Source organism: Helicovermis profundi, from assembly GCF_033097505.1.
GTDB lineage: Bacteria > Bacillota > Clostridia > Peptostreptococcales > Acidaminobacteraceae > Helicovermis > Helicovermis profundi.
In genome coordinates, this window is the sequence record NZ_AP028654.1 from 2031980 (window position 1) to 2056030 (window position 24051).

The 24051-nt window shown below is 28.1% G+C and carries 22 protein-coding genes and 1 other annotated feature; of the genes, 2 read left to right on the plus strand and 20 right to left on the minus strand.

Annotation, left to right across the window (positions count from 1 at the left end; genetic code table 11):
- Positions 1-18: 18 nt before the first annotated feature.
- From coaBC to AACH12_RS09130, 7 genes are all read right to left on the minus strand, one after another.
- Positions 19-1203 carry a bifunctional phosphopantothenoylcysteine decarboxylase/phosphopantothenate--cysteine ligase CoaBC gene (gene coaBC / locus AACH12_RS09100; RefSeq protein WP_338535100.1) on the minus strand — a complete coding sequence of 395 codons (1185 nt, stop codon included), beginning with the start codon at positions 1201-1203 and terminating at the stop codon, positions 19-21.
- Positions 1204-1285: 82 nt separating this feature from the next.
- Complete coding sequence (gene rpoZ, locus AACH12_RS09105; RefSeq protein ID WP_338535101.1) at positions 1286-1483, minus strand: DNA-directed RNA polymerase subunit omega; 198 nt, start codon at positions 1481-1483, stop codon at positions 1286-1288.
- Positions 1477-2097, minus strand: coding sequence for a guanylate kinase (gene gmk, locus AACH12_RS09110; protein ID WP_338535102.1), 621 nt, complete (start codon positions 2095-2097; stop codon positions 1477-1479). The genes rpoZ and gmk overlap by 7 nt, the downstream gene beginning before the upstream one ends.
- 71 nt (positions 2098-2168) lie before the next feature.
- The gene (locus AACH12_RS09115) at positions 2169-3047 is read right to left on the minus strand and encodes a YicC/YloC family endoribonuclease (protein ID WP_338535103.1); all 879 of its coding nucleotides are present in this window, start codon (positions 3045-3047) and stop codon (positions 2169-2171) included.
- A 1-nt stretch (position 3048) separates the two neighbouring features.
- Positions 3049-3891: a diaminopimelate epimerase gene (gene dapF, locus AACH12_RS09120; RefSeq protein WP_338535104.1), complete on the minus strand. Its 843-nt coding sequence runs from the start codon at positions 3889-3891 to the stop codon at positions 3049-3051.
- A 37-nt stretch (positions 3892-3928) separates the two neighbouring features.
- Positions 3929-4720 carry an undecaprenyl-diphosphate phosphatase gene (locus AACH12_RS09125; RefSeq protein WP_338535105.1) on the minus strand — a complete coding sequence of 264 codons (792 nt, stop codon included), beginning with the start codon at positions 4718-4720 and terminating at the stop codon, positions 3929-3931.
- 97 nt (positions 4721-4817) lie between these two features.
- A complete protein-coding gene (locus AACH12_RS09130; protein ID WP_338535106.1) occupies positions 4818-7115 on the minus strand; it encodes a hypothetical protein in 2298 nt (765 codons plus the stop codon).
- A gap of 332 nt (positions 7116-7447) precedes the next feature.
- On the opposite strand from AACH12_RS09130, the gene AACH12_RS09135 reads away from it, so the two are divergent.
- Together AACH12_RS09135 and AACH12_RS09140 are read left to right on the plus strand one after the other, a co-directional pair.
- The gene (locus AACH12_RS09135) at positions 7448-7999 is read left to right on the plus strand and encodes a GNAT family N-acetyltransferase (protein WP_338535107.1); all 552 of its coding nucleotides are present in this window, start codon (positions 7448-7450) and stop codon (positions 7997-7999) included.
- Positions 8000-8016: 17 nt separating this feature from the next.
- The gene (locus AACH12_RS09140) at positions 8017-9789 is read left to right on the plus strand and encodes an Rqc2 family fibronectin-binding protein (protein WP_338535108.1); all 1773 of its coding nucleotides are present in this window, start codon (positions 8017-8019) and stop codon (positions 9787-9789) included.
- A 210-nt stretch (positions 9790-9999) separates the two neighbouring features.
- On the opposite strand, the gene pyrR is transcribed toward AACH12_RS09140, so the two are convergent.
- From pyrR to pgeF, 13 genes are all read right to left on the minus strand, one after another.
- Complete coding sequence (pyrR, locus tag AACH12_RS09145) at positions 10000-10536, minus strand: bifunctional pyr operon transcriptional regulator/uracil phosphoribosyltransferase PyrR (protein WP_338535109.1); 537 nt, start codon at positions 10534-10536, stop codon at positions 10000-10002.
- 89 nt (positions 10537-10625) lie between these two features.
- A complete protein-coding gene (locus tag AACH12_RS09150) occupies positions 10626-11582 on the minus strand; it encodes an RluA family pseudouridine synthase (RefSeq protein WP_338535110.1) in 957 nt (318 codons plus the stop codon).
- 192 nt (positions 11583-11774) lie between these two features.
- Entirely contained in the window at positions 11775-14870 is a 3096-nt protein-coding gene (gene ileS, locus AACH12_RS09155) for an isoleucine--tRNA ligase (RefSeq protein ID WP_338535111.1), read from the minus strand.
- A 45-nt stretch (positions 14871-14915) separates the two neighbouring features.
- Positions 14916-15118, minus strand: a binding site (T-box leader).
- A gap of 66 nt (positions 15119-15184) precedes the next feature.
- On the minus strand, positions 15185-15628 hold the full coding sequence (locus AACH12_RS09160) for a DivIVA domain-containing protein (protein WP_338535112.1): 444 nt from the start codon (positions 15626-15628) through the stop codon (positions 15185-15187).
- 49 nt (positions 15629-15677) lie between these two features.
- A complete protein-coding gene (locus AACH12_RS09165; protein WP_338535113.1) occupies positions 15678-16472 on the minus strand; it encodes a YlmH family RNA-binding protein in 795 nt (264 codons plus the stop codon).
- Entirely contained in the window at positions 16473-16733 is a 261-nt protein-coding gene (locus AACH12_RS09170) for a YggT family protein (RefSeq protein ID WP_338535114.1), read from the minus strand.
- A gap of 22 nt (positions 16734-16755) precedes the next feature.
- Positions 16756-17280: a cell division protein SepF gene (locus AACH12_RS09175; protein ID WP_338535115.1), complete on the minus strand. Its 525-nt coding sequence runs from the start codon at positions 17278-17280 to the stop codon at positions 16756-16758.
- Positions 17281-17297: 17 nt separating this feature from the next.
- Complete coding sequence (locus tag AACH12_RS09180) at positions 17298-17996, minus strand: YggS family pyridoxal phosphate-dependent enzyme (protein WP_338535116.1); 699 nt, start codon at positions 17994-17996, stop codon at positions 17298-17300.
- 29 nt (positions 17997-18025) lie between these two features.
- Entirely contained in the window at positions 18026-19264 is a 1239-nt protein-coding gene (locus tag AACH12_RS09185) for an HlyD family efflux transporter periplasmic adaptor subunit (RefSeq protein ID WP_338535117.1), read from the minus strand.
- A gap of 142 nt (positions 19265-19406) precedes the next feature.
- On the minus strand, positions 19407-20429 hold the full coding sequence (locus AACH12_RS09190) for an NAD(P)H-dependent glycerol-3-phosphate dehydrogenase (RefSeq protein ID WP_338535118.1): 1023 nt from the start codon (positions 20427-20429) through the stop codon (positions 19407-19409).
- A gap of 19 nt (positions 20430-20448) precedes the next feature.
- Positions 20449-21777, minus strand: coding sequence for a ribosome biogenesis GTPase Der (gene der, locus AACH12_RS09195; protein WP_338535119.1), 1329 nt, complete (start codon positions 21775-21777; stop codon positions 20449-20451).
- Entirely contained in the window at positions 21774-23105 is a 1332-nt protein-coding gene (locus tag AACH12_RS09200; protein ID WP_463671020.1) for a DUF512 domain-containing protein, read from the minus strand. Before AACH12_RS09200 ends, der begins: the two co-directional genes overlap by 4 nt.
- A 145-nt stretch (positions 23106-23250) precedes the next feature.
- Complete coding sequence (gene pgeF / locus AACH12_RS09205; RefSeq protein WP_338535121.1) at positions 23251-24036, minus strand: peptidoglycan editing factor PgeF; 786 nt, start codon at positions 24034-24036, stop codon at positions 23251-23253.
- Positions 24037-24051 lie beyond the last annotated feature (15 nt).

Consider the following 24051-nt stretch of genomic DNA (forward strand, 5'->3'; position numbering starts at 1 on the left):
TACCTTCCTCCTAAAGAACTAATTTCTACCTATATATTCTAATATTTCATAAGCTAAGTCATTCTTTGGCATATTCTCATACGATTTTTCTATACCAAATTTATCAATTATTAGCACAGTATTATTATCTGATTTAAAACCTGAATTAGGTTGTGAAATATCATTTGCAATTATATAATCCAAATTTTTTGATTTTATTTTATTTTTTGCATATTCTTTAATATTATTCGTCTCAGCAGCAAAGCCTACTAAAATTGTGTCTTTTTTATCTGCTCCTAATGTTTTTAATATATCAGTAGTTCTTTTAAGAGCAATATTTAAATTACTATCTTGTTTTTTTACTTTGATATCTGAAAAATTTTCAGGTGTATAGTCTGAAACCGCTGCAGCCATAAAAACATAATCAGAATCTTTATACTTTATAACTTCATCAAGCATTTCTTTTGAACTTCTAACTTTAATAAAATTAACGCCTTGAGGAATTTTTAGATTTGTTTCACCAGAAATCAAAGTTACATTCGCTCCAAATTGATAAGCGCGCCTGGCGATTGAATATCCCATCTTTCCAGAAGAGTTATTAGTAATGTATCTAAATGGATCAATATCTTCAATTGTTGGTCCCGCAGTAACTAAAACATTTTTATCTTTATACAAAGTATTCATGGATAAGAGATTAATAACTTCTTCAACTATATCTTCAGTTGGAGCAAGTTTCCCAATACCTAAATCCCCGCATGCAAGTCTTCCTGAATCTGGTTTAATAAATTTATACTTTAATTTCATAAGTCTTTCAATATTTTCCTGAGTAATAGGATTTAAATACATATTTGTATTCATAGCCGGTGCAATAAGTACAGGTGCTTTAGTTGCCATTACTGTTGTAGTTAGCATATCATCTGCAATGCCACTCGAGAGTTTCCCTATGAAATTTGCAGTCGCTGGTGCAATCAAAAACAAATCTGCTGCCTTAGCAAGAGCTATATGCTCCACATCAAACGATTTAGGCTCTTCAAACATATCTGAAGAAACATGATTTTGTGAAATAGATTGCATAGTAAGAGGACTTATAAATTCTTTTGAATGTTTAGTCATAATCACTTTAACATTTATATCAATTTTTTTTAACCTGCTAGCTATATCTGCGGCTTTATATGCAGCAATTCCACCAGTAACACCAAGGACAACCAATTTATTTTTCAACATAAATTCACCTCTTAAAATATATTTTAAACTTTTATACATTATAACATAACAAAAAGCTAATGTTTTCACATTAGCTTATTTTTTATTCTACTGGATTAATACATTCTACTTTATCTTGCTCTATTTCATTTATAGCTATTGTAACCGGCTTGATTGAATTTGTTTCAATCAAAGCTTCATCACCTTCTATAAGTTGTCTCGCTCTTTTAGAGACTGCAATTACAAGTGCATATCTACTACCCGCAATTTCAATCATTTTATTAACTGGTGGTTTTAACATCTATTTTCCTCCTTAAACTCGTTAATAAGCTCTCCAATATTTGATATTATTCTATTTTTTTCTGCCTCAATAATACAAATTAATTTAGAGGTAGCTTTATGAATTTCATCATTAATGATAAAATAATCATAGTCTTTAATAAAACTCATCTCATCTAAAGCACTTGAATACCTTAACTTAAATGAATCTTCAGTTTCAGATCCTCTATTAATTATCCTGTTTTTAAGTTCTTCCATAGACGGTGGAAGTATAAAAACGAAAATTCCCTCTGGATACTTTTCTTTCACTTGAAGGGCTCCTTGAATATCAATTTCAAGAAGTACATCCTCACCACTCAATACTTTATCAAGAACAAATTTTTTCGGAGTTCCATAATAATTTTGATATACTTTAGCATATTCTAGTAATTCGTCATTATGAATCATACTTTGAAATTTTTCCTTCTTAAGAAAAAAGTAATTCTTTCCATCAACTTCACCATCACGAGGCTCTCTCGTTGTAGCTGAAACAGAAATTCCAATATCTTTATATTCAGATATTAAAGATTTACATATAGTTCCTTTACCTGCTCCAGAAGGTCCTGAAACAACTATTAACAAACCCCTTGGTGTCATTTTATCGCTCCTCAATATTAATAATATAGAACATTATATCACATTAAATCGATTTATCAAAAATAGACGCGCTATTCTAAATTTTGAATTTGCTCTCTAATTTTTTCTATTTCACTCTTCATATTTACAACATAATTTGATATATCAATATCTGGAGATTTAGATCCAATTGTATTTACCTCTCTATTTAATTCTTGAACTAAGAAGTCTAATTTTCTACCAACATCTCCACCTTGGTTTATTATTAATTCAAATTGTTTAAAATGACTCTTAAGTCTTACAATTTCTTCAGTAACATTGGTTTTATCAGCGTATATTGCAATTTCTTGAGCCAATCTATTATCATCGATTTCAATCTTATCTAATATTTCATTCACTCTTTCTCTCATCTTGTTTTTATGATTTATTAGTATTTCAGGCGATTTATTTTCTATTATTTCTACTAGTTCGCTTATTATCTTAATTCTTTCCATTATATCTACAAGAAGTTTTTCTCCTTCAGTATTTCTCATATCAATAAGATTTGTAATTGCAGGTCTTAACGCATTTTTTAAAACTTCAAGCACTTCTTTTTCATCATCTTCTTCAATTTCTATTATAAAAGAATCTTGATTTTTAGTTAATAAAGATAATGAAGGTTTATCTTTCAAATCATATTTTTTTGATATTTTACTATATGCATCATAATACTTATCAATCACTGCAAAGTTAGGTTTAATTGAAATATTGTCCGAAGCAATTTCTACAAAATTAAAATAAACTTCTACTCTACCCCTTTTTACATCTTTTTTAATTTCACTTTTAATAAAATCTTCAAATTGAAAAAATTTTTTAGGCATTTTTAGTATTATGTCATTATATCTGTGATTAACTGATTTTATTTCTATTTCTAATTTGTATTTATCGTTTTCAAAATTTCCTTTTCCATATCCCGTCATACTACGTATCATATTACCCCTCCGTATTGTTGTAAACGCCTTCTGCAATAGTACTAGCAGGACCATACATATATATTTCATTATTTTCAAAGTCTAAAATAATTGATAATTCACCACCAGGTAAACTTACATTTACTTCATTATCAATAAATCCAAGTTTATTTGCAACATATACACACGCAACCGCACCAGTTCCACACGCTAAAGTGTTTCCTGCTCCTCTTTCCCAAGTATCAATTTTCATTTGATTTCTACCTATAACTTCAACAAAATTAACATTGGTATTATTGGTGAAAATTTCATTTTTTTCTATTTCTGGCCCATATTTTAGTAATATTTCTTTATCTAATTTTTCTAAAAATATAACGGCATGAGGTACACCAGATAAAACAAAAGACAATCTAAATGTTTTATCTAGAATTTTTATTTCTTTGTCATAAAAAGTTTTGCCACTATAATCAATCGGAATAAGTTTTGATTCATCAATTACTTCTCCCATAGAAACTTTTATTTTGACAACTTCTGCATCCTCAATGAACAACTTAACTTTTTTTATTCCCGCTAAAGTTTCTATTGAAAACTCATCTTTTAAAACAAGTCTATTTTTATAAACAAATTTTGAGAAACATCTAATGCCATTCCCACACATTTCACCTGTACTTCCATCCGAATTAATATAAATCATTTTTATATCTGCATTTATTGATTCTTTTGATATCATAAGTCCATCTGCGCCGATTCCAAAATGCCTATCACATATTTTTTTTGCGAGTGCATTATAGTCACCTAAATAATCGTGACCATCAATTAAAATAAAATCATTACCAACGCCATGCATTTTTGAAAATTTAATCATTTTATCACCTTTCAACATGTATAACTAAGTGTACATGTTACCTTAAAATTAATAGCACCATAATACCTAATATAATTCGATAATAAGCAAATGGAATCAAATTTTTCTTTTTAATGTAATTCATAAAAAAGGCAATTACAAAATATGCAACTACAAAAGAAACAAAGGTTCCAATAAATAATAGAATCCACTGAAAACTAGTAAACACAAAACTTGCTTTAAGTATTTTAACTAGTCCAGCACCGAGGAGTGTTGGAATAGCTAAGAAAAATGAAAACTCTGCTGCAACACTTCTATCGAATCCTAAAAACATTCCACCAATAATAGTAGATGCCGATCTTGACATTCCAGGAATAAGTGCTAAACACTGAAACACTCCAACAAGAAATGCGTTTTTATAAGTTATTTCCGAATCATTTTTAACAGTTACTTTAATACTTGATTTTTCAGCAAGTATAATAATAATAGCTCCAATAATCAAAGTAATAGCCACTGGGATAGGATGGAACAATATTGCTTCTATTTTACTATCAAAGAGTACACCAAGTATTCCAGCTGGAATTATTCCAATAATCACTTTACTCCAAAGAGAAATGTACGCCTTTTTTGATTTAGAAGAATCAAATTTAGGAAATACTTTATCCTTAAAATAAAGAATTACCGCAAAAATTGCACCAGTTTGAATTACAATAGAAAATAAATTAGCAAAATCACCTTCAAAGCTTAAAAATTTATTTGCTATTATTAAATGACCTGTTGAAGAAACCGGCAAAAATTCTGTAAGACCTTCAATTATTCCAAGAATTATTGCTTTAATTATTAATATCATTTTTTCACTCCTTAAAAATTAGTTAACATACTGATACATTATATCGTTTTTCAGAGTAAAAGTAATGCAAAATTTATTAATTATTTATTTTTGTTACTTACTTCGTTGAATTAAGCCTAATATAAACTCTATACTGACCAACTATAACGTTCACTATTCTATCATCAATCATCCCTTCCCATTCAATGCTTTTACTACCATTTTGAGCATCCAGCAAATAATAAACTTTGCTAATAAAATCTTCAGCACTTTTTTTATCACTAAAATAGGAAGCAGAAAAATAATTTAATAATTCACTATAAGTATTAAGTTTACTATAGAATTCAAGACTAACTTGACCAGTATTTTCAAAGGAGTAACTCATAATATTGTCGTTATTCTTATAAAATTCAACATAAGAACCACTTCCTAAGGAGTTTGAAAAATTTTCTTTTGAAAGCGTATAAGTTTCTTTAATTTTTGAATCTAAAAACATATTCGAAGCATCTAAAAACGTCTTATCTTTTGATTTAGGTTTCATTATAGAAGACAAATCAACTTTGGTTAATCCTTGGCTTGGTATTATTATTTTATTAAGAGCCTCTTCTTTTAATGAATCTATTTCATTTTCTAACGAGTCAATTTTATCTTCCAAATCAATTACATCAGATTTTAAAGAAATCTTATCTTCATACAAGTCTAAAATTTTATTTGCCGTTGTAGAATTAAGTTTATCTAAAGTAATATGAAGTCTGCTAAATATTTTTGGAATATCTTTTTTTTCAATAACCTTACTTTCTAGTTTACTAATATCATATTCTTTAACTTTGCTTGTAGTTTTAGTATTTTTACCTAAAAAATACAAAGTCATAAATAAAGAATTTGTTATAAATAAAACTATAAGAAAAATAATTAAAATCATATTTCTTATATTTTTTTTAGAATCACCTTTTTTTTCTTTTATCTTTTTAGGTTTCTTTTCTTTCTTTTTATCTTTCTTTTTCTTTTTCTTTTTCTTTTTATCTTTTTCATTACTTTCTTTGCTTTCCTCTACTTCTTCTATTTCATCTATTTCTTCTGTTTCCTCTGTTTCCTCTGTTTCCTCTGTTTCTTCTACTTCTTCTTGTTTAGAAAGCATTTCTTTTTTTGCTTCTTCCAATGTTTCTTCATTTATTGCAGTATTAGAATACTCAGCTAACATTTCTTTTTGATTTTCAATTGAATTATCAACACTTTCAAATTCTATATCATCATCAAGATTTTTTAAAGGATCTGTTTCAATCTCTTCTTCAATAAATAATTTGTTCGCTTTTTTAGATTCTTCTTTTTTTTCAACTTCTTCAATTTTGATTTTATTATCTTCAAGTTCACCATCTAACTTTTCAATATCTTTTTTTTCATCAACTTTTTTCTCGTATGGAGAACTGTTTATTAACTTTTCGATTTTCTCTGGTGTTAAATTTCCATTTGATGGTGGTTCTTCTTTTGTTTCTTCTACGGGTTCTATAACTTCTTCTACTGGCTTTTCTACTTGCTCTGTCTCATCTTCATTTGCAGAAGAATTTATTAATTTTTCGATTTCTTCTGGTGTTAAATTTCCATTTGATGATGGTTCTTCCTTTGCTTCTTCTACTGGTTCTTCTACTTTCTCAGTTTCATCTTCAGTTGCAGAGGCATTTATTAACTTTTCAATTTCTTCTGGTGTTAAATTTCCATTTGATGGTGGTTCTTCTTTTGTTTCTTCTACGGGTTCTATAACTTCTTCTACTTGTTCTTCTACTTGTTCTTCTACTTTCTCTGTCTCATCTTCATTTGCTGAAGAATCTATTAACTTTTCTATTTCCTCTGGTGTTAAATTTCCATTTGATGATGGTTCTTCTTTTGATTCTTCTTTTGTTTCTATTACTTCTTCTACTAGCTTTTCTACTTTCTCAGTTTCAGTTTCATTTGCAGAAGAATTTATTAATTTTTCGATTTCTTCTGGTGTTAAATTTCCATTTGATGATGGTTCTTCCTTTGTTTCTTCTACTGACTCTATAACTTCTTCTACTGGTTCTTCTACTTTCTCTGTCTCATCTTCATTTACAGAAGAATTTATTAATTTTTCGATTTCTTCTGGTGTTAAATTTCCATTTGATGTTGGTTCTTCTTTTGCTTCTTCTACTGACTCTATAACTTCTTCTACTGGTTCTTCTACTTTCTCTGTCTCATCTTCATTTGCAGAGGCATTTATTAATTTTTCGATTTCTTCTGGTGTTAAATTTCCATTTGATGATGGTTCTTCTTTTGATTCTTCTTTTGTTTCTATAACTTCTTCTACTGGTTCTTCTACTTGCTCTGTCTCATCTTCATTTGCAGAGGCATTTATTAATTTTTCGATTTCTTCTGGTGTTAAATTTCCATTTGATGGACTCATAAATCCTCCTATTTTTTATAATCAAAGCTTCCACTCAATTTAATTTTATTACTTATGTATTTTCTCAAAATTCATTTATCTTCATAATCTATTTATAACCCTTTAAGTTTAAATTATTCAAGTATACCTACATTTAAAAATTTATATAACTCAAATGAAAATTCTAATAAAATTTTTATAATTTATATATAATTTAATCAGTTTATTAAATATACTTTTGGCTACTGGATTTAATATTAATTTTATTGTATAGTAAAGTAGTTTAGCAAATCTTTCATATGTTTGTTATTATTATAACCAGTTCTTTTATATTTGTAAATTGGAGGCTACTAATGTTTACGCCCTATTATACTTCTAGATTGCAGTTAAAGCCATTAGATTCTTCTAATGCAGATATAGTGTTAGCTTTTTATCTTAATAATAAAGATTTTTTAAGACAATGGGAACCTTACCGCACTGATGACTTTTTTACAAAACAATTTCATATAACTATACTTGAAAACGAAAGAATCAATATATTAAATGGAAGCTTGATTAAATTTTGGATTTTCGAAATTGAAAATCCAAATAAAATTATTGGTTCGATAGCTTTTTCGAATATTGTTAGAGGTCCATTTTTATCTTGTTTTTTAGGATATAAATTAGATAAAAATGCTATAAAAAATGGTTATATGAATGAAGCATTAACAAAATCAATCGAAATAATCTTTGATGAAGTTCATCTTCATAGAATTGAAGCAAATATAATACCTAGAAATATTGATTCTCTTAATGTAGTCAAAAAATTAGGATTTATTAATGAAGGTATATCAAGAAAATATTTAAAAATAAATAACATTTGGGAAGATCATATTCATATGGTTTTGCTTAATGATAAGGTATAAGTATAAAGGAGAAAAAAATGGCATTTGACGGAATTTTTATTCACTCACTAGTTGAAGAATTAAATAAAATTATAAAAGACGGAAAAATAGATAAAGTCTACCAACCTGAAAAAGATGAATTAACTTTGGTAGTAAAAAAAAATAGAAAAAATATAAATTTATTAATATCTTGTGATGCTAGTTTACCTCATATCACGATTATTGAAAAAAGAAGAGACAATCCTAAAGCACCACCCATGTTTTGTATGCTAATGAGAAAAATGCTAGTTGGATCAAGAATAGTCGAGATTTCTCAAAGTGGACTTGAAAGAGTAATTACTATTAAATTAAGAAATAAAAATGAAATTGGTGACACAGTTTATCTAAATCTAATTGTAGAAATTATGGGAAAACATTCAAATATAATTTTAACAAATAATGAATTTAAAATTATTGATAGCATCAAAAGAATCCCTTTTAACTTAAGCAGAGTTAGACAAATACTTCCGGGACTTAACTATTCTCAAATCCCTTCTGGAAAATTAAATCTGTTAACTACAAATTACGACGAACTTTTAGATAAGTTTAATTTATATAAAAGCAATAAGCCTGTATTTAAAAGCATTTATATGCTTCTTGATGGTATAAGCCCTATTGTCGCTAAAAACATCTGTTATCTTATTAGTTTAGATGCAAGTACTAAATTTGATGACGTGAATAAAGATGATATCATTTCACTTGTTGATAATCTCATATCCTTACAAATCTCATTATTAAATAATAAATTCACACCGTTTTATGTAAGGCAAAAAAATGAAGAAAAATTAATTGATTATCATATATTAGAACTAGATTTATACAAAAATGAAAAAAACAAAATCTATCACAATGATGATATTTTCAAAGTGATTAATACTTATTTTTCTAAGAAAAATGATGATCATAGAATTGCTCAAAAATTTTCTAACCTTAGAAAAATAGTTTCTCAAAGAAAAGATAGATTAACAAATAAAATTTCAAAACTTGAAAATGAATTGCTAATTGCTGAAAACGCTGAAGAATTTAAAATCTGTGGTGAGTTAATAATTGCAAATATTTACAAGATTGATGCTAATCTAAACGAAATTGAACTTGATAATTATTATGACGAAAATAACCCGAAAATTATAGTTAAATTAAATCCAAATTTAACTCCATCAGAGAATTCGCAAAAATATTATAAAAAGTATAACAAGCTTAAAACTGCTCAAACTGAACTTAAATCACAAATTGAAGAAACAAATCATGAAATTGTATATTTAGAAAATGTACTTAGTAACATTGAAAATTCAACTGATGTAGAAAATATTGAAGAAATCAAAAATGAACTTATAGATACTGGGTATATTAAAAAGAAAAAACTTATAAAGGGCAAAAAAAGAAAAGTTAAAGCCTTAAATCCATATGAATATTTATCAAGTGACGGCTTTAAAATACTTGTCGGGAAAAATAGTGCGCAAAACGATTTACTTACACTAAAGTCGTCTTCAAACAAAGATATTTGGCTACATACTAAAATTATTCCAAGTTCTCATGTAGTAATTAAAACAGAAGGAAAAGAAGTACCTGAAAAGACAATTTTAGAAGCTGCTTTAATTTGTTCTTACCATAGCAAAGCTAAAATGTCCTCAAATGTACCTGTAGATTATACTGCTATTAAAAACGTTTCTAAACCAAACGGTGCAAAACCTGGTATGGTAATATACGTTCACTATAATACAGTCTATGTTACACCTAAAGAAAGCGAAGTGCTAAAACTTAGAAAAATTTAATAATTTTTATCAATAATACTGCATAAAAAAAACTCTAAATTTATTTATCCGATGCCTTAGAGTTCTAATACCCCCACTTCTTAAAAAAGTGGAGGATAAAGAACTCTAAAAAGGCCCTGGATTATGTTTTCTAAGATTCAGTGGGAGTAAAAACTCCCCCTGAATCCAAGAAATTCATTTATAAACTAGAGTTTTTTTATGCAATATTGTTTATACTGAATAAATGCTTACTTCATTTAAAGAATCTATTCCTTTTACCCTAACCTTTATAATTTCTTTTCTTGAAGTAGGCACATTTTTTCCAACATAATCAGCTCTTATTGGAAGTTCTCTATGCCCTCTATCAACCAAAACTGCAAGCTGAATCGTTTTAGGTCTACCAACATCTATTATAGCATCCATTGCAGCTCTTACCGTTCTGCCTGTAAAAATCACATCATCAACAAGGATTATATTTTTACCTGTAATGTCAAAATTAATTTCATTTGATTTTACAAGTGGCACGTCTCCTATTTCTGTTAAATCATCTCTATACAATGATATATTAAGTGATGTTACTTTTACATTTTCATTTTCTAGTTCATTTATCTTCTCTGCTATCAAATTCGCAATAGGAACTCCTCTTGATACTATTCCTACAAGCACTATACTTTCAACACCTTTGTTTTTTTCAATTATTTCATGTGAAATTCTTGTAATTGCCCTAAAAAAAGCTTTTTCATCTAAAATTATTGCTTTAAATTTCAAAATATCACCTCTATTTGTCTTTACTAGTATCAATTTAGATAGAAAGATTTTTTTGTACTAAATTAAAATACTAAAATTTTTGAACTTACTCACTCTTTATTACGTATTTTATTGATTGCTTCAATCTTTTTTATTAATTCTACAAAATACTCAGGTAGCTCTGAATTAAATTCAATATATTTATTTGTAGTTGGATGAACAAAACCTAGGGTTTTAGCATGAAGCGCTTGTCCACTATACTTGATTTTAGAATTTTTCGGACCATATAGATTATCGCCAAGAAGAGGATGATTTATATAACTCATATGAACTCTAATTTGATGTGTCCTACCTGTTTCAAGTTGGCATTCTACTAAAGTAAAAGTTTGATATCTTTTTAAAACTTTGTAATGGGTTACTGATTCTCTTCCACCTTCAACAACAGCCATCTTAAGTCTGTTTTTCGGATTTCTTGCAATTGGTTTATCAATTGTACCTTGGTCTTCAACTATATTTCCATGAACAATAGCAATATACTTTCTTGTAGAAGAGTGATCCTTTAACTGAGCCGCGAGACTATTATGACTTTTATTATTTTTCGCTATCATTAGAAGACCTGAAGTATCCTTATCAATTCTATGAACAATGCCAGGTCTTACAACTCCGTTAATATTTGATAAACTTTTTGCATGAAATAAAAGAGCATTCACTAAAGTTCCACTGTAATTGCCTGGTGCTGGATGAACAACCATACCTTGAGGTTTGTTTACAATAATTACATCGTCATCTTCATATACAATTTCAACAAAAATATCTTCAGCTTCTACATCAAGATTTACTGGCTTTGGTATAAAAATTTCAACTGTATCATTTTCTTTAATTGCATATTTTTTTGTAGTTACTACTTTACTATTAACATTAATATATCCGTCTTTTATAAGTTTTTGAATATAATTCCTTGAATATCCATCTAATATTTTTGTTAAAAAAACATCTAATCTTTTACCTTCATTTTCTGTGTCTATTATAAATTCAAATTGATCAATTATGTTATTTATGTCAAACATTGGCTTCTCCTGTATTTTAAATAATACTTTTATACTATAACCTCTTTATTCTATCAAAATTCTATTACCATTAAAAGTAATGCATTAGATAATTTCATTTCTTGATGGTTTAGCCTTCTAGTATGTATAAAAAGGCTACATAGAAATTACAGTCTAAGTAGCCCCTTTCGTAATGTAATACTTTTTTATAATCTATGCTTTTTCTACAAATACCATAACATCATGATCATTAAGATTATATTTTTCAAATTCTTTATCAGTAGACTTTTCTAACGATTTTGCTAAAGTCTCTTTCATAATATAATCTTTGAATTTATTAATGCCTTCTTCAAACTCACTATCAGCATTATAATATATATTAATATTATCCATCATTTCATAATCATTCGCTTTTCTCATTTGTTGTACTCTTGAAATTAATTCTCTTGCATAACCTTCTTGAATTAACTCTTCTGACAAAGTAGTATCTAAAATAATAAATATATTATTTTCCATTCTTACCGTAAAGCCTTCTTTGGCTGAAATATTGATCATAATACTTTCTTTATCAGCTTCAAAAGTTTCACCATCTAAATCAAAAATTAATACTTCTCCGCCTTCAAGTTTAGCTACAGCATTTGAAGGATCAAGCGCACTAAGTTTTTTACCAAACATACCTATTTTTTTGCCTAGTTTTGGTCCAAGAACTCTAAAATTAGGTTTTAAACTAAAGTTCATGTATTCAGATAAATTAGAAGCAAATTCAACGTTTTTAACATTTAATTCTTCTTTAATTAATGGTACAAGGTCACTTATTAGAGATTCGTATTTACCATCAATCAATACATTACTTATTGGCTGACGAACTTTAATTTTAACAGATTCTCTTGCACTTCTTCCTAGTCCAACTAAGTCCCTTACAAGGTCCATTTTTTCTTCAACGTTTAAATCTATAAACTTATCATTAGCAACAGGAAAATCTGATAAATGAACTGATTTTTCTCCAGTTAATTTTGAGTAAATTTCCTCTGAAATATATGGAGCAAATGGTGCAATTAATTTACTTAATGTGATCATAACTTCATAGGTAGTATTATAAACTGATTTTTTATCAGTATTAAGTTCCGTGCTCCAGAATCTTCTTCTAGAACGTCTAATATACCAATTTGATAAATCCTCATTAATAAAGGCTTGAATTTTTCTAACAGCTTTTGTAGTATCATAAACATCTAAATCAGCTGTTACATTTTTTATTAAATTATTTAGTTTAGACAATACCCATCTATCAAGTTCAGGTCTATCTTCCTCCTTAACATTAAATGCTTTAACATCTATATTGTCTGTATTAGCATAAAGTGTAAAGAAATTATAAACATTTTTAATAGTTCTAAAAAACTTACTTTCTACTTCTTTTACGCCTTCTTCATCGAATTTAGTTGGGCTCCATGCAGGAGAACCATGGTAAAGATACCATCTAACAACATCTGCTCCGTATCTATCAAACAATTTAAAAGAATCAACTGTATTACCTTTAGATTTAGACATTTTCTTTCCATCTTTATCTAAAATTAAGTCATTAACTAGAACATTTTTATAAGGAGATTTACCCATTACAAAAGTTGAAATAGCAAGCAATGAATAGAACCATCCTCTTGTTTGATCAATTCCTTCACAAATAAAATCTGCTGGGAACAATGTATCAAATTTTTCTTTGTTTTCAAATGGGTAATGATGTTGTGAAAATGGCATTGAACCACTATCAAACCAACAATCAATAACCTCTGGTACTCTTTGCATTGACTTGCCACATTTTTCACATTTGATATGAATATCGTCAACATAAGGTCTATGAAGTTCAACCGATAAATCAATATCTTCAATCGCCTTATCAACTAGTTCTTGCTTTGAACCAATACTTGTAGTGTGACCACAATCACATCTCCATATATTTAGTGGAGTTCCCCAATATCTAGTTCTTGAAATAGCCCAATCATTTAAATTTTCAAGCCAGTTGCCAAAACGTTTTTCTCCAACATAATCTGGGTACCAATTTACTGAATTATTATTTTCTATTAATTTATCTTTCAGTTTTGTCATTTCAATATACCAGCTTGGCTTAGCATAATATAAAAGTGGTGTTTTACATCTCCAACAATGCGGATAATTATGAGCCATTTTTTCTTTTTTAAATAATTTATCTTCAGCTCCAAGCCATTTAACAATGTCAAGATCACAATCCATAACAAATCTGCCATCCCAAGGTGTACCTATATATTTTCCATCTTCACCAACTGGCTGAAGCACAGGCAAATTATATCTTTTTCCAGTGTTGTAATCATCTTCACCAAAAGCTGGCGCAGTATGAACAATACCAGTACCATCTTCAGTAGTTACATAGTCAGCACAAGTTACAAAAAATGCTTTTTTATCAGCTTTAACAAAAGGCATTAACTGCTCATACTGGATAAATTCTAAGTCTTTTCCTTTCATTTCTTCAAGAACTTTATAATCCTCACCTACAACCTTTGAAGCCAGATTTTTTTCTACATAATATATATTTCCTTCTTGCTCAATTTTAACATATGTTTCATTTGCATTAACAGTCAATGCAACATTTGAAGCCAAAGTCCAAGGAGTTGTTGTCCAAACTAAAAAATACTCGTCTCTATCTTTAAGTTTAAACTTAACATATACTGTGATTGATTTAATTTCCTGATAACCTTGAGCAACTTCATGTGACGCAAGTCCAGTACCACATCTAGTACAATAAGGAAGAATTTTATGACCTTCATAGATATATCCTTCTTTAAAAAATTTATCTAATATCCACCACTCTGATTCAATAAAATTGTTATCAAGAGTAATATATGGATTATCTAAATCAATTAAATAAGCCATTCTTTCTGTTTGCTCTCTCCATGTACTTTCATATTCAAATACTGAGTTTCTACACTGTGTGTTGAATTTTTCAATACCGTAATTTTCAATTTCACTCTTATTATTTAATTCTAATCTCTTTTCGACTTCAATTTCAACTGGTAATCCATGTGTATCCCAACCAGCTTTTCTCTTTACTTGATATCCCTGCATTGTCTTGTATCTACAAATAGAATCCTTTAGAGCTCTTGCAATTACATGATGAATTCCTGGTTTTCCATTAGCTGTTGGAGGACCATCATAAAATACAAATTGCTCTTTGCCATCTCTTGTATCTACACTCTCTTTTAGTAAATCAATCTCGTCCCAATAAGTTCTTAATTCTTTTTCATTTTCACTAATTGGGTTTTTCATTAACTCTTTATAAGCCATTTTAAAACTCCTTTTTTTAAATTAAAAAAGTCCCTAAGCATAATGCTCAGGGACGAATATTTTCCGCGGTACCACCCAGATTGCCCAATAAAAGGCCTCTTTTTATTATAACGTAATAATCGATTAAGCCTACTTTTGTCAGCCTAATAGTTCATGGGTGATTTTCAAACAATTTTAATTTCGGTTTACACCAAACACCGAATCTCTTAAAATAAAATCATTATACTCGTCCCAATCATAACTTTAAATATTCAACTGTAGAAATTATACCCTAATTGTTTTGTATAGTCAACTAAAGTAACTAGTTAATAAAATTATAACTTTTCTTTTTCAATTACATCAAGCTGCGAATTTAAAAGAGTTTTAAATCTAGTTTTAAAAATTAAAAATTCTTTTCTAGCTTCTTCATGTTCTCTTTTAATTCTTAAAACTTCATTATTAGCATCATCAATTATTTTTATAGCCTTACTTTCTGCTTTATCTATAATAATTTCAGACTTTAACTGAGAATTTTTAATTACCTCATCTGACGTTTTCTCAGCAGTTACTAAAGCATCACGTATGTTTTTTTCAATTCTATTAAATTTACTTAATTCTGCTTCAAAATATTTCATTTTTTCTTTTATTTTTTCATTTTCTTTAATCAAATTTTCCATTTCTTCAGCTACTCTAAAGTTAAAATCTTCAACTTCATTTTTACTATATCCACTAATAGACTTTGAATAAACTTTTTTTTCTATATCAAGTGGTGTAATCATATTGAGCCTCCTTAAAAATCAGTTATTTTTTAGTACACTTAGTCACTATTTAAATATATTTCTTTATTAAAACATTAATTCTATCTTTTTTTGTTAATCTACCAACTTCCAAAAGAATAATTCTTCCATTTCCTCTACATGATATTATATCATTTTCTTTTACAGCTAACGAAATACTCTCAACAATTGTATAGTTGCATTTAACCTTACCAGATTTTACAAGCTTTGATGATTCACTTCTAGACAAATTAAATCCAGCAGCTAATATAGCATCAATTCTAAGTGAAGCAACTACTTTATGATGTAATTTAAATTCAGGTTCTTTGTACAAAAATTCTGATAGTTCTATTTGTTCTATCGTTATTTTTGATCTACCAACTCTATCAAAATTATATAATAAATAATCTGATACTCCTTTACCAACAAAAACATAAAACACTTGGTCATATACTACAATATCACCAATAGTATCACGTCTTATGCCAAGACCCATCAGTGACCCCAAAATATTTCGATGACTTAGAGAAATATTTAAATCATTTGATTCACCTTTTAATAAATAAATTGGAAAATCATCTTTTTTTTCGTCCATGTATAAGGGTTCAATTTTTACAATAGCATACTCTGAATCTTCGTATCCACCAAAATATGTAAATCTAAGTTCATAAGAAAAATTTATTTCTATTCTTTTTATAATTTGAATTATATCAGGAGAAAGAAAATTTGAAAACTGAATTTCATATGATTTAAGAGCTCTTTCAATTTTATCTAAAAGATTAAAGACAATGATTTTATTATCATTGTCTATTTTTAAACCTTTTAAAATTTTATTTTTATCTAACATTTATAACGCTCTAAGAAGTGCATTAGCAATAAACTGAATAGCAAGCATTGCTACAATTGGTGAAAAGTCAATTGTACCACCAAGTCCAATCCTTTCTAAAAGTTTTCTAAACGGCATCAATATTGGTTCAGTAACTTGAAAAATAAACTGAACAATAGGATTACTAAAGTCTTTAATAACCCAAGACATTATCACTCTAGCTAAAATCAAAAAATTTACTACTTGTACAAAATATATTATTGCATTTGCAAGTACACCCATAACACACCTCAACCTTTTTTATTTACTCTTTATTTGTAAAACTAAAAATCCCCTTACTCTTTAATTCACCTTTCACATCACCAGATACATCGACGTTTGGTGGAGCTAAAATAAATATGCCTCTTGAAATTTGCTGAATATGACCATCTAAGGCATATAATGCACCACTACAGAAATCGAAAATCTTTCTAGCAAGTTCAGTATCTAAATTTTCAATATTTAATATAACAGGTTTATTAACTTTTAAATTATCAACCACTGTTTTAGAATCATTAAAATCTTTGGGTTGATACAGCATAACTTTTAAGTTACTACTTTGAGTTTTATTAAAATTAACAATTTTAGTACCCGACTTTACAGCGCTACTAACATTTTGAGTCTTGGGAGCAGAAACTGTAGTGTTTTTTTGACTACTCGAATACAAGGAACTAGCTGTAGGTTGATTAGAAGAATAATCATCTTCTTCTAATTCTTCTTCGTATTCATCCTCATCATAAGATTCAAATCCCATAAAAAATTTTATTTTATCAACAAATTTCTCTGCCATAACTTCCCCCATATAATCTATTTTGAATAATCACGCTTGCCATAAATGCCAGTTCCAACTCTAATCATGTTGGCTCCTTCTTCAATTGCAACCATATAATCATTAGTCATTCCCATTGATAAGTAAAGCATCTCTACATTATTATACAACTTATTTGATAAAGAATCAAAAATCTCTTTCATTTTTTTAAAATCATTTCTTATCTTCTCAACATTTTCATCAAAAGGAGCTATATTCATTAGTCCTTTAACTTTAATATTGTTAAGTTTTGACAATTCATTAATGATTTCATCAATATTTTCTTCGTTTATGCCAAATTTACTTTCTTCTTTTGCAACATTGATTTGTACTAAAATATCCATTACTTTACCAATTTCTCTTGCTCTTTTATCAATTTCTTTAGCAAGTTTTATACTATCTACAGAATGAATTAAATCTACTTTTTCAATAATATATTTAACTTTATTAGTTTGTAGATGACCAATTAAATGCCATTTTACACCGCTTTTTATATTGTCGTATTTTCTTTGTATTTCTTGAACTCTATTTTCACCAACATCAAAAATATCATATTTTAAACTCTCATTTACAATTGACTCATCGATTGTTTTAGTCACAGCTATAAGAGTGATTTCTGAAATTTCCCTTCCTGTACTATCACAAGCCTTTTTTATATTTTCTCTTATATTATCAATATTATTTTTTAGATATTCCATTTTTTCTCCTCGCTTAATTAAAATTTATTTCAATAAATTTTATCGCCTTCTTTAACAGACGCAGCATCAATTACAATTTCATCTGTTAAATCAATAGTCCTTACTCTTTTATTTTCATCATCAATATATATATATCCATCTTTTACAATGGAATATTTATCGTCTTTGCCAAGAATTTTTATAGGTCTAAAATTAGCTTTATTATTAATCCCTAAAATATAAACTCCTAAAACATTATTTTTTGAAACAATACTAGTGTTTTTTATTTTAATGCCATTAAAATTATTTCTAATAATCGTTGCTTTTACAAATCTTTTTTTATAAAAATCTTCATACTGCTGTGATATTTTTAGAACTAAAGCTGCTTTATCCGAAGAAACAAAAACATCAGCAACCCTTGCATCTAACTTATTTGAATCAATCATAGCAACAATTTTTTGATTTTTATCGTAAAAATTCAAATCTTTTTTATCGATTACACATACTAAAAACCAAAGTGAATTATCAACGATTTTATAAACAGGGCTTTTAGCAGCAAGTCTGCTTGAAGTTAAGCTTTTTAGTGAAAAATCCCTATCCATAAGTTCACTATAATTAATGTTATAAATATTTTCAATTGTTAAATTTGGTTCTAAATTATCAATATAAAAAGATACAATACCAGAAATAGGAGAATAGAAATTAACTTTATCACCTACATTTGCATTTGCATTACCAATGTAAGACTCTTTAAAACTTGAAGAACCATTATCAATTAATTTTTTGTTTTTTTCTATCAAACTACGTTTATCAAGTTTAAGCAATAATTTGTTTTTTAAATCGCTAAGCTGAACATAATTTTTTTCATCAACTGATTCTAAAATTCTTTGTTTTAAAGAATCAATTTCACCATCAATTACACTAATATCTATTTTTATTTTTTTTTGAAATTCTATTAAATCAGATTCTGATTTTTCGCTGACAATATCTTCTTCTACTTTTTCATGAGTTATTTCAGCAACTTTATAGCCTTTCTTTATTTTTTCGCCCTCATTTACAAAATATTTTATAGCGCCACTTGCATTCGTATTGATAATCTCTTCTTTTCTAAAAATAACTCCACTATATGTTGATTCAAGATTCAATTCATCATATTTAGCTTTGTATGTTAAATTATCCGTTAAAATAAAATTTACAAATAATCTTAATCCTAAGAAAATCACTATAGCAATTATTAGCAGACTCCTTAAAAGTTTTAGAACATTAAATTTTTTTTTATATTTTTTCATAAAACCACCTATTAAAGTTACTCTAAACTGATTATAATAAAAAATAAAACTTTATTCTAGTAAAAAATGAAAATTTATGTAATATTAAAAAAACCACTCAATAAACTAAATAATAATTAGCTTTTATTGAGTAGTTTCAGAATTAATTCCACTCTATTGGATTTAAAATCATCTCTTCAATTTCATGTTTTTTACTTCTCATCATAAGTGATTTCACTGAATCACGAGCACCATGATTTTCATAAATCACCTTGTATAATTCTCTAGTAATAGGCATTTCTACATTATATTTTTTTGAAAGGTAATATGCTGACTCCACAGTATAGAAACCTTCGACAACCATACCAATCTTTTCAAGAGCGTCTTTTGGTTTTTTCCCTTCACCTATAAGTATTCCACATCTTCTATTTCTAGAATGCATGCTTGTACAAGTAACAATTAAATCTCCGATTCCAGATAATCCAGTGAAAGTTGTAGTTTTAGCACCCATAATTTTACCAAGTTTTGCAATTTCATATATACCACGTGTCATAAGAGCTGCTTTTGCGTTATCTCCATAACCAAGTCCATCAGATATTCCCGCACCAAGAGCAATTATATTTTTTAAAGACCCACCAATTTCAACTCCAATTACATCCGGATTGGTATAAACTCTTAAATATTCGGTTGTAAATATATCTTGAATTAATTCAGCACTTCTTTTATCTATACTTGCAGACACAAGTGTAGTAGGCATCCCTTTCGATACTTCCTCTGCATGAGACGGACCTGAGAGCGCTACAAAATTATTATTTGGAAAAAATTCTTTAACTATTTGAGAAATTGTCTTTAAAGAAACCAATTCAATTCCTTTTGATACATTAACTATTAATTGATTTTTATTAACATGTTCTTTTATCGTTTCAAGAATGTTTCTAGTCGCCTGAGACGATACAGCGAGTACAATAACGTCTACGTCTTTAATTGAATCTTCAATATTATTGATAAATTCAATATTTTTATCAAGTAAAACATCAGGTAAATATTTTTTATTTACTTTATTTTCTCTCATATAATTAAGATCTATAGAATTTCTTGTCCATAAATTAACTTTAAATTCATTATTTATTAGAACATAAGCTAAGGCTGTTCCCCAACTACCTGCACCAAGAATTGCAATTTTCAATTAAAATCATCTCCATTATTTATTTGAATGTCTTTTTCTTTCTCTCTCTCACAATAGTCTTAATAGGAGTTCCCGTAAATTCGAAATTTTTTCTTAATGTATTCTCCAAATATCTTATATAAGAAAAATGTGCCAATTCTTTTTTATTCACAAACAATACAAAAGTTGGAGGTTTTACTCCAGATTGAGTCATAAAGAAAATTTTAAGTCTTACACCCTTATCAGACGGTGGTTGATTTAAAAGTATAGCTTCACTTATTACATCATTTAAAAGACCAGTTGATATTCTCTTAGAATGTTCATTTGAAACAAGCTGAATCTTTTCAAATAAGTTCATAACTCTTTGTCCCGTTAAGGCTGACACAAACATAACAGGTGCATATCTCATATATGCTAAATCATCTCTAATACTATTTTCATAATTTGCATATGAATGGTTATCTTTAGCTAACATATCCCATTTATTGACTACAATAATTGATGCTTTTCCTGCCTCATGGGCATAACCTGCAATTTTAGTAACTTGCTCTGTGACACCTTCAGTTGCTTCAATCATAATTAGGCAAACATCACATCTCTCAATAGCCGTAAGTGCTCTTAATATACTGTATTTCTCGATTTTTTCATTTATTTTGCTTTTTCTTCTAATTCCAGCTGTGTCAATAAATGTGTATTTTTGCCCATCGTATTCAAATGGAGTATCAATTGCATCTCTTGTCGTACCCGCAATATCACTAACTATAACTCTATTTTCACCAAGTATTTTATTTATTATTGATGATTTGCCAACATTTGGCTTTCCTATTACAGCGACTTTAATAACTTCCTCATCATCAACTTCCTTACTACTTTCATCAAAATAACCTACTATTATATCTAGTAAATCACCAAAGTTCAGAATATTTACTGATGAAATTGGAATTGGTTCACCTATTCCTAAATTATAATAATCATAAAAATGGCTTGGCATATCAGTTCCATCAACTTTATTTACTACAAGCACAACAGGTTTTTTAGAACGCCTTAACATTTGAGCAATTTCTTCATCAGCTGGTGTATATTCATAGTGACCATCTAACATAAATACGATTACATCTGCAGTATCTATTGCAACTTGGGCTTGCTCTTTCATCTGACTCATAATTACATCGCCATTATCAGGCTCAATTCCACCTGTATCTATTAAAGTGAAGTTATGGCTTAACCACTCAACATCCGCATAAATTCTATCTCTTGTTACTCCAGGTGTATCTTCGACTATTGAAATTCTTCTTCCAGCAACTCTATTAAAAAAAGTTGATTTGCCAACATTTGGCCTTCCAACTATTGCTACTATGGGTTTACTCATTGCACTACCTCCGCTTTGTTTCCTAAAATATTATCCATGAATTCTTTTCCTATTACATTAGTGATTTTTATACTTATATTTAATTTTTTAGATAATTCATCCACAGTCATATCATCTAAAAAAATATTTTCATCTGATTTCATCATAGCCTTTGGAAGCAAGATCATATCTCCTAATTCTTCGTTTTTTAGCCTATTATATATATCTTGACCAGTTAAAAGTCCTGCTACCGTAATAGATTCACCAAAAAAACTATTTTTAACTTCGAACACATTAATTTTAATATTATTATAATGTTTCATTATATCTTTTGCTAATTCATTTAAAAATTTATATGCAGATTTTCCAGTTGAAATTGTAATACATCTCTTTAAATTTATTGAATCTTTCGAGTTGTCATTTTCAATAAATTTATCAACTTCGTATTTGAATTTTCTAATAAGTCCGACACCATTTTCGATTAGCGTGAAACCTTCATAGGACTCATAGTTAGGTGTTTCAATGCCTGCAAGAACATAAAATTCGTCGGACAAGAACACAAATCTAGTTCCAATTTTATCCATAAATTTTTTTTGCCATTTCTCAATTTGCTCAATAACAAATAAAGCAGATTCCTTGTTAAAGGTATTAAGTAGGTAAAGTCCTTCTCTAAATTTTGTTTTACCAACAGGAACAATAGCCAAACTATTTATTGGTCTCTTCATATTTAATAAGTCATTCAATGTTCTATCTAGTTCATCCTTGTCATTTATATCTGGACAAAGCACTATCTGACCGTTAACTTCAACCCTATTCTCAGTTAATTTATTAAGTCTTTCTATAACGTTTCCTGCAAACTTGTTGCTAAGCATTTTTTTTCTTAGTTCAGAATTCGTTGTGTGAATAGAAACATTTATAGGACTAATATTGTAATCTATAATTCTATCTAGTTCCTCATCCTTTACATTGGTTAGCGTTACAAAATTTCCTTGTAAAAACGATAATCTTGAATCGTCGTCTTTAAAGTATAAAGTTTCTCTCATATTAGGCGGAAGCTGATCTACAAAACAAAACATGCAATTATTACTACATCTTTTAGCATGATCTAAAATTGGATTTTCAAATTCAATTCCAAGTTCTTCATCATACTCCTTATCTATTTCGAGCATCCAAATCTCGCCATTTTTTTTTTCAATTTCAACTTCTAAAAATTCATCTGACATTAAAAAAAGATAGTCAATAATATCAACCACCTTTTTGCCATTGATACTAACTAAGGCATCGCCAACATTAAGTCCGAGTTCTTCAGCTATACTTTCATTCATAATTTTTGAAATAACATTACTCAAATTTTTCATAATCCACCACTCTTTAAAAATACCTATATCTACCCAATACTACAATAATACATTTAAAAAAATAATACGTCAACCTAAACTTTAAAAACCAAATTATTTATATAATAAATTTTTTAAAAAAAATACTAATAATCATTTACTTTGATATTATTCCAATATGGCGACCCGTTTTTCCATTTTCTTTCCTATAAGAAAAAAGAATATCATTGTTGCATATTGTACATAATGGCGAAATTTCAATATTTTCTTTTAAAATTCCAGATTCTACTAGAATATCATAATTCATTTTTTTTAGATCAAGCATATATTTATTATTATTTTTTAACATATAATATTTATGCGGAAATTTAAAGTTTTTATTTACTTCTTTAATTACAACACTATCAACTTCATAGCAACAAACAGAAGCGCATGGTCCTATCGCGCATATAATATCCAGCGGGTTCGAATTAAATTCGCCAATAAATAATTCAACCATTTTTAAAGCAATTTTCTTAACACTACCTCTCCAACCCGAGTGGCAAATGCCAATGACATCATTTTTTTTATCATAAAACAAAAGCGGAACACAATCTGCATAAAAAGTCACTAGGTTTATATTTTTTAATTTACTTATCATCCCATCAAAGTTTTCAATAGCAGAAAAATCTGAGCTATCAGCATAAAATTTTTCATCTATTATTTTTATATCCGTTCCGTGAACCTGAAGAGTATAAAAGGTTTTATTCATTCTTAAATTTAAACTTTCTAAAAATATTTCATAATTTTTACTTATTGACTCTTTTTGGTCATTTGTGTAGATACCTAGATTTAAGCTCTTATAATTACCACTACTCACTCCACCATTTCTTGTTGAAATTCCAGCCATAATACCTAAATTTGCAATATTTTCGAATTCAATAAACATGTTTTTTTTATACAACTTTTCACACCTCAG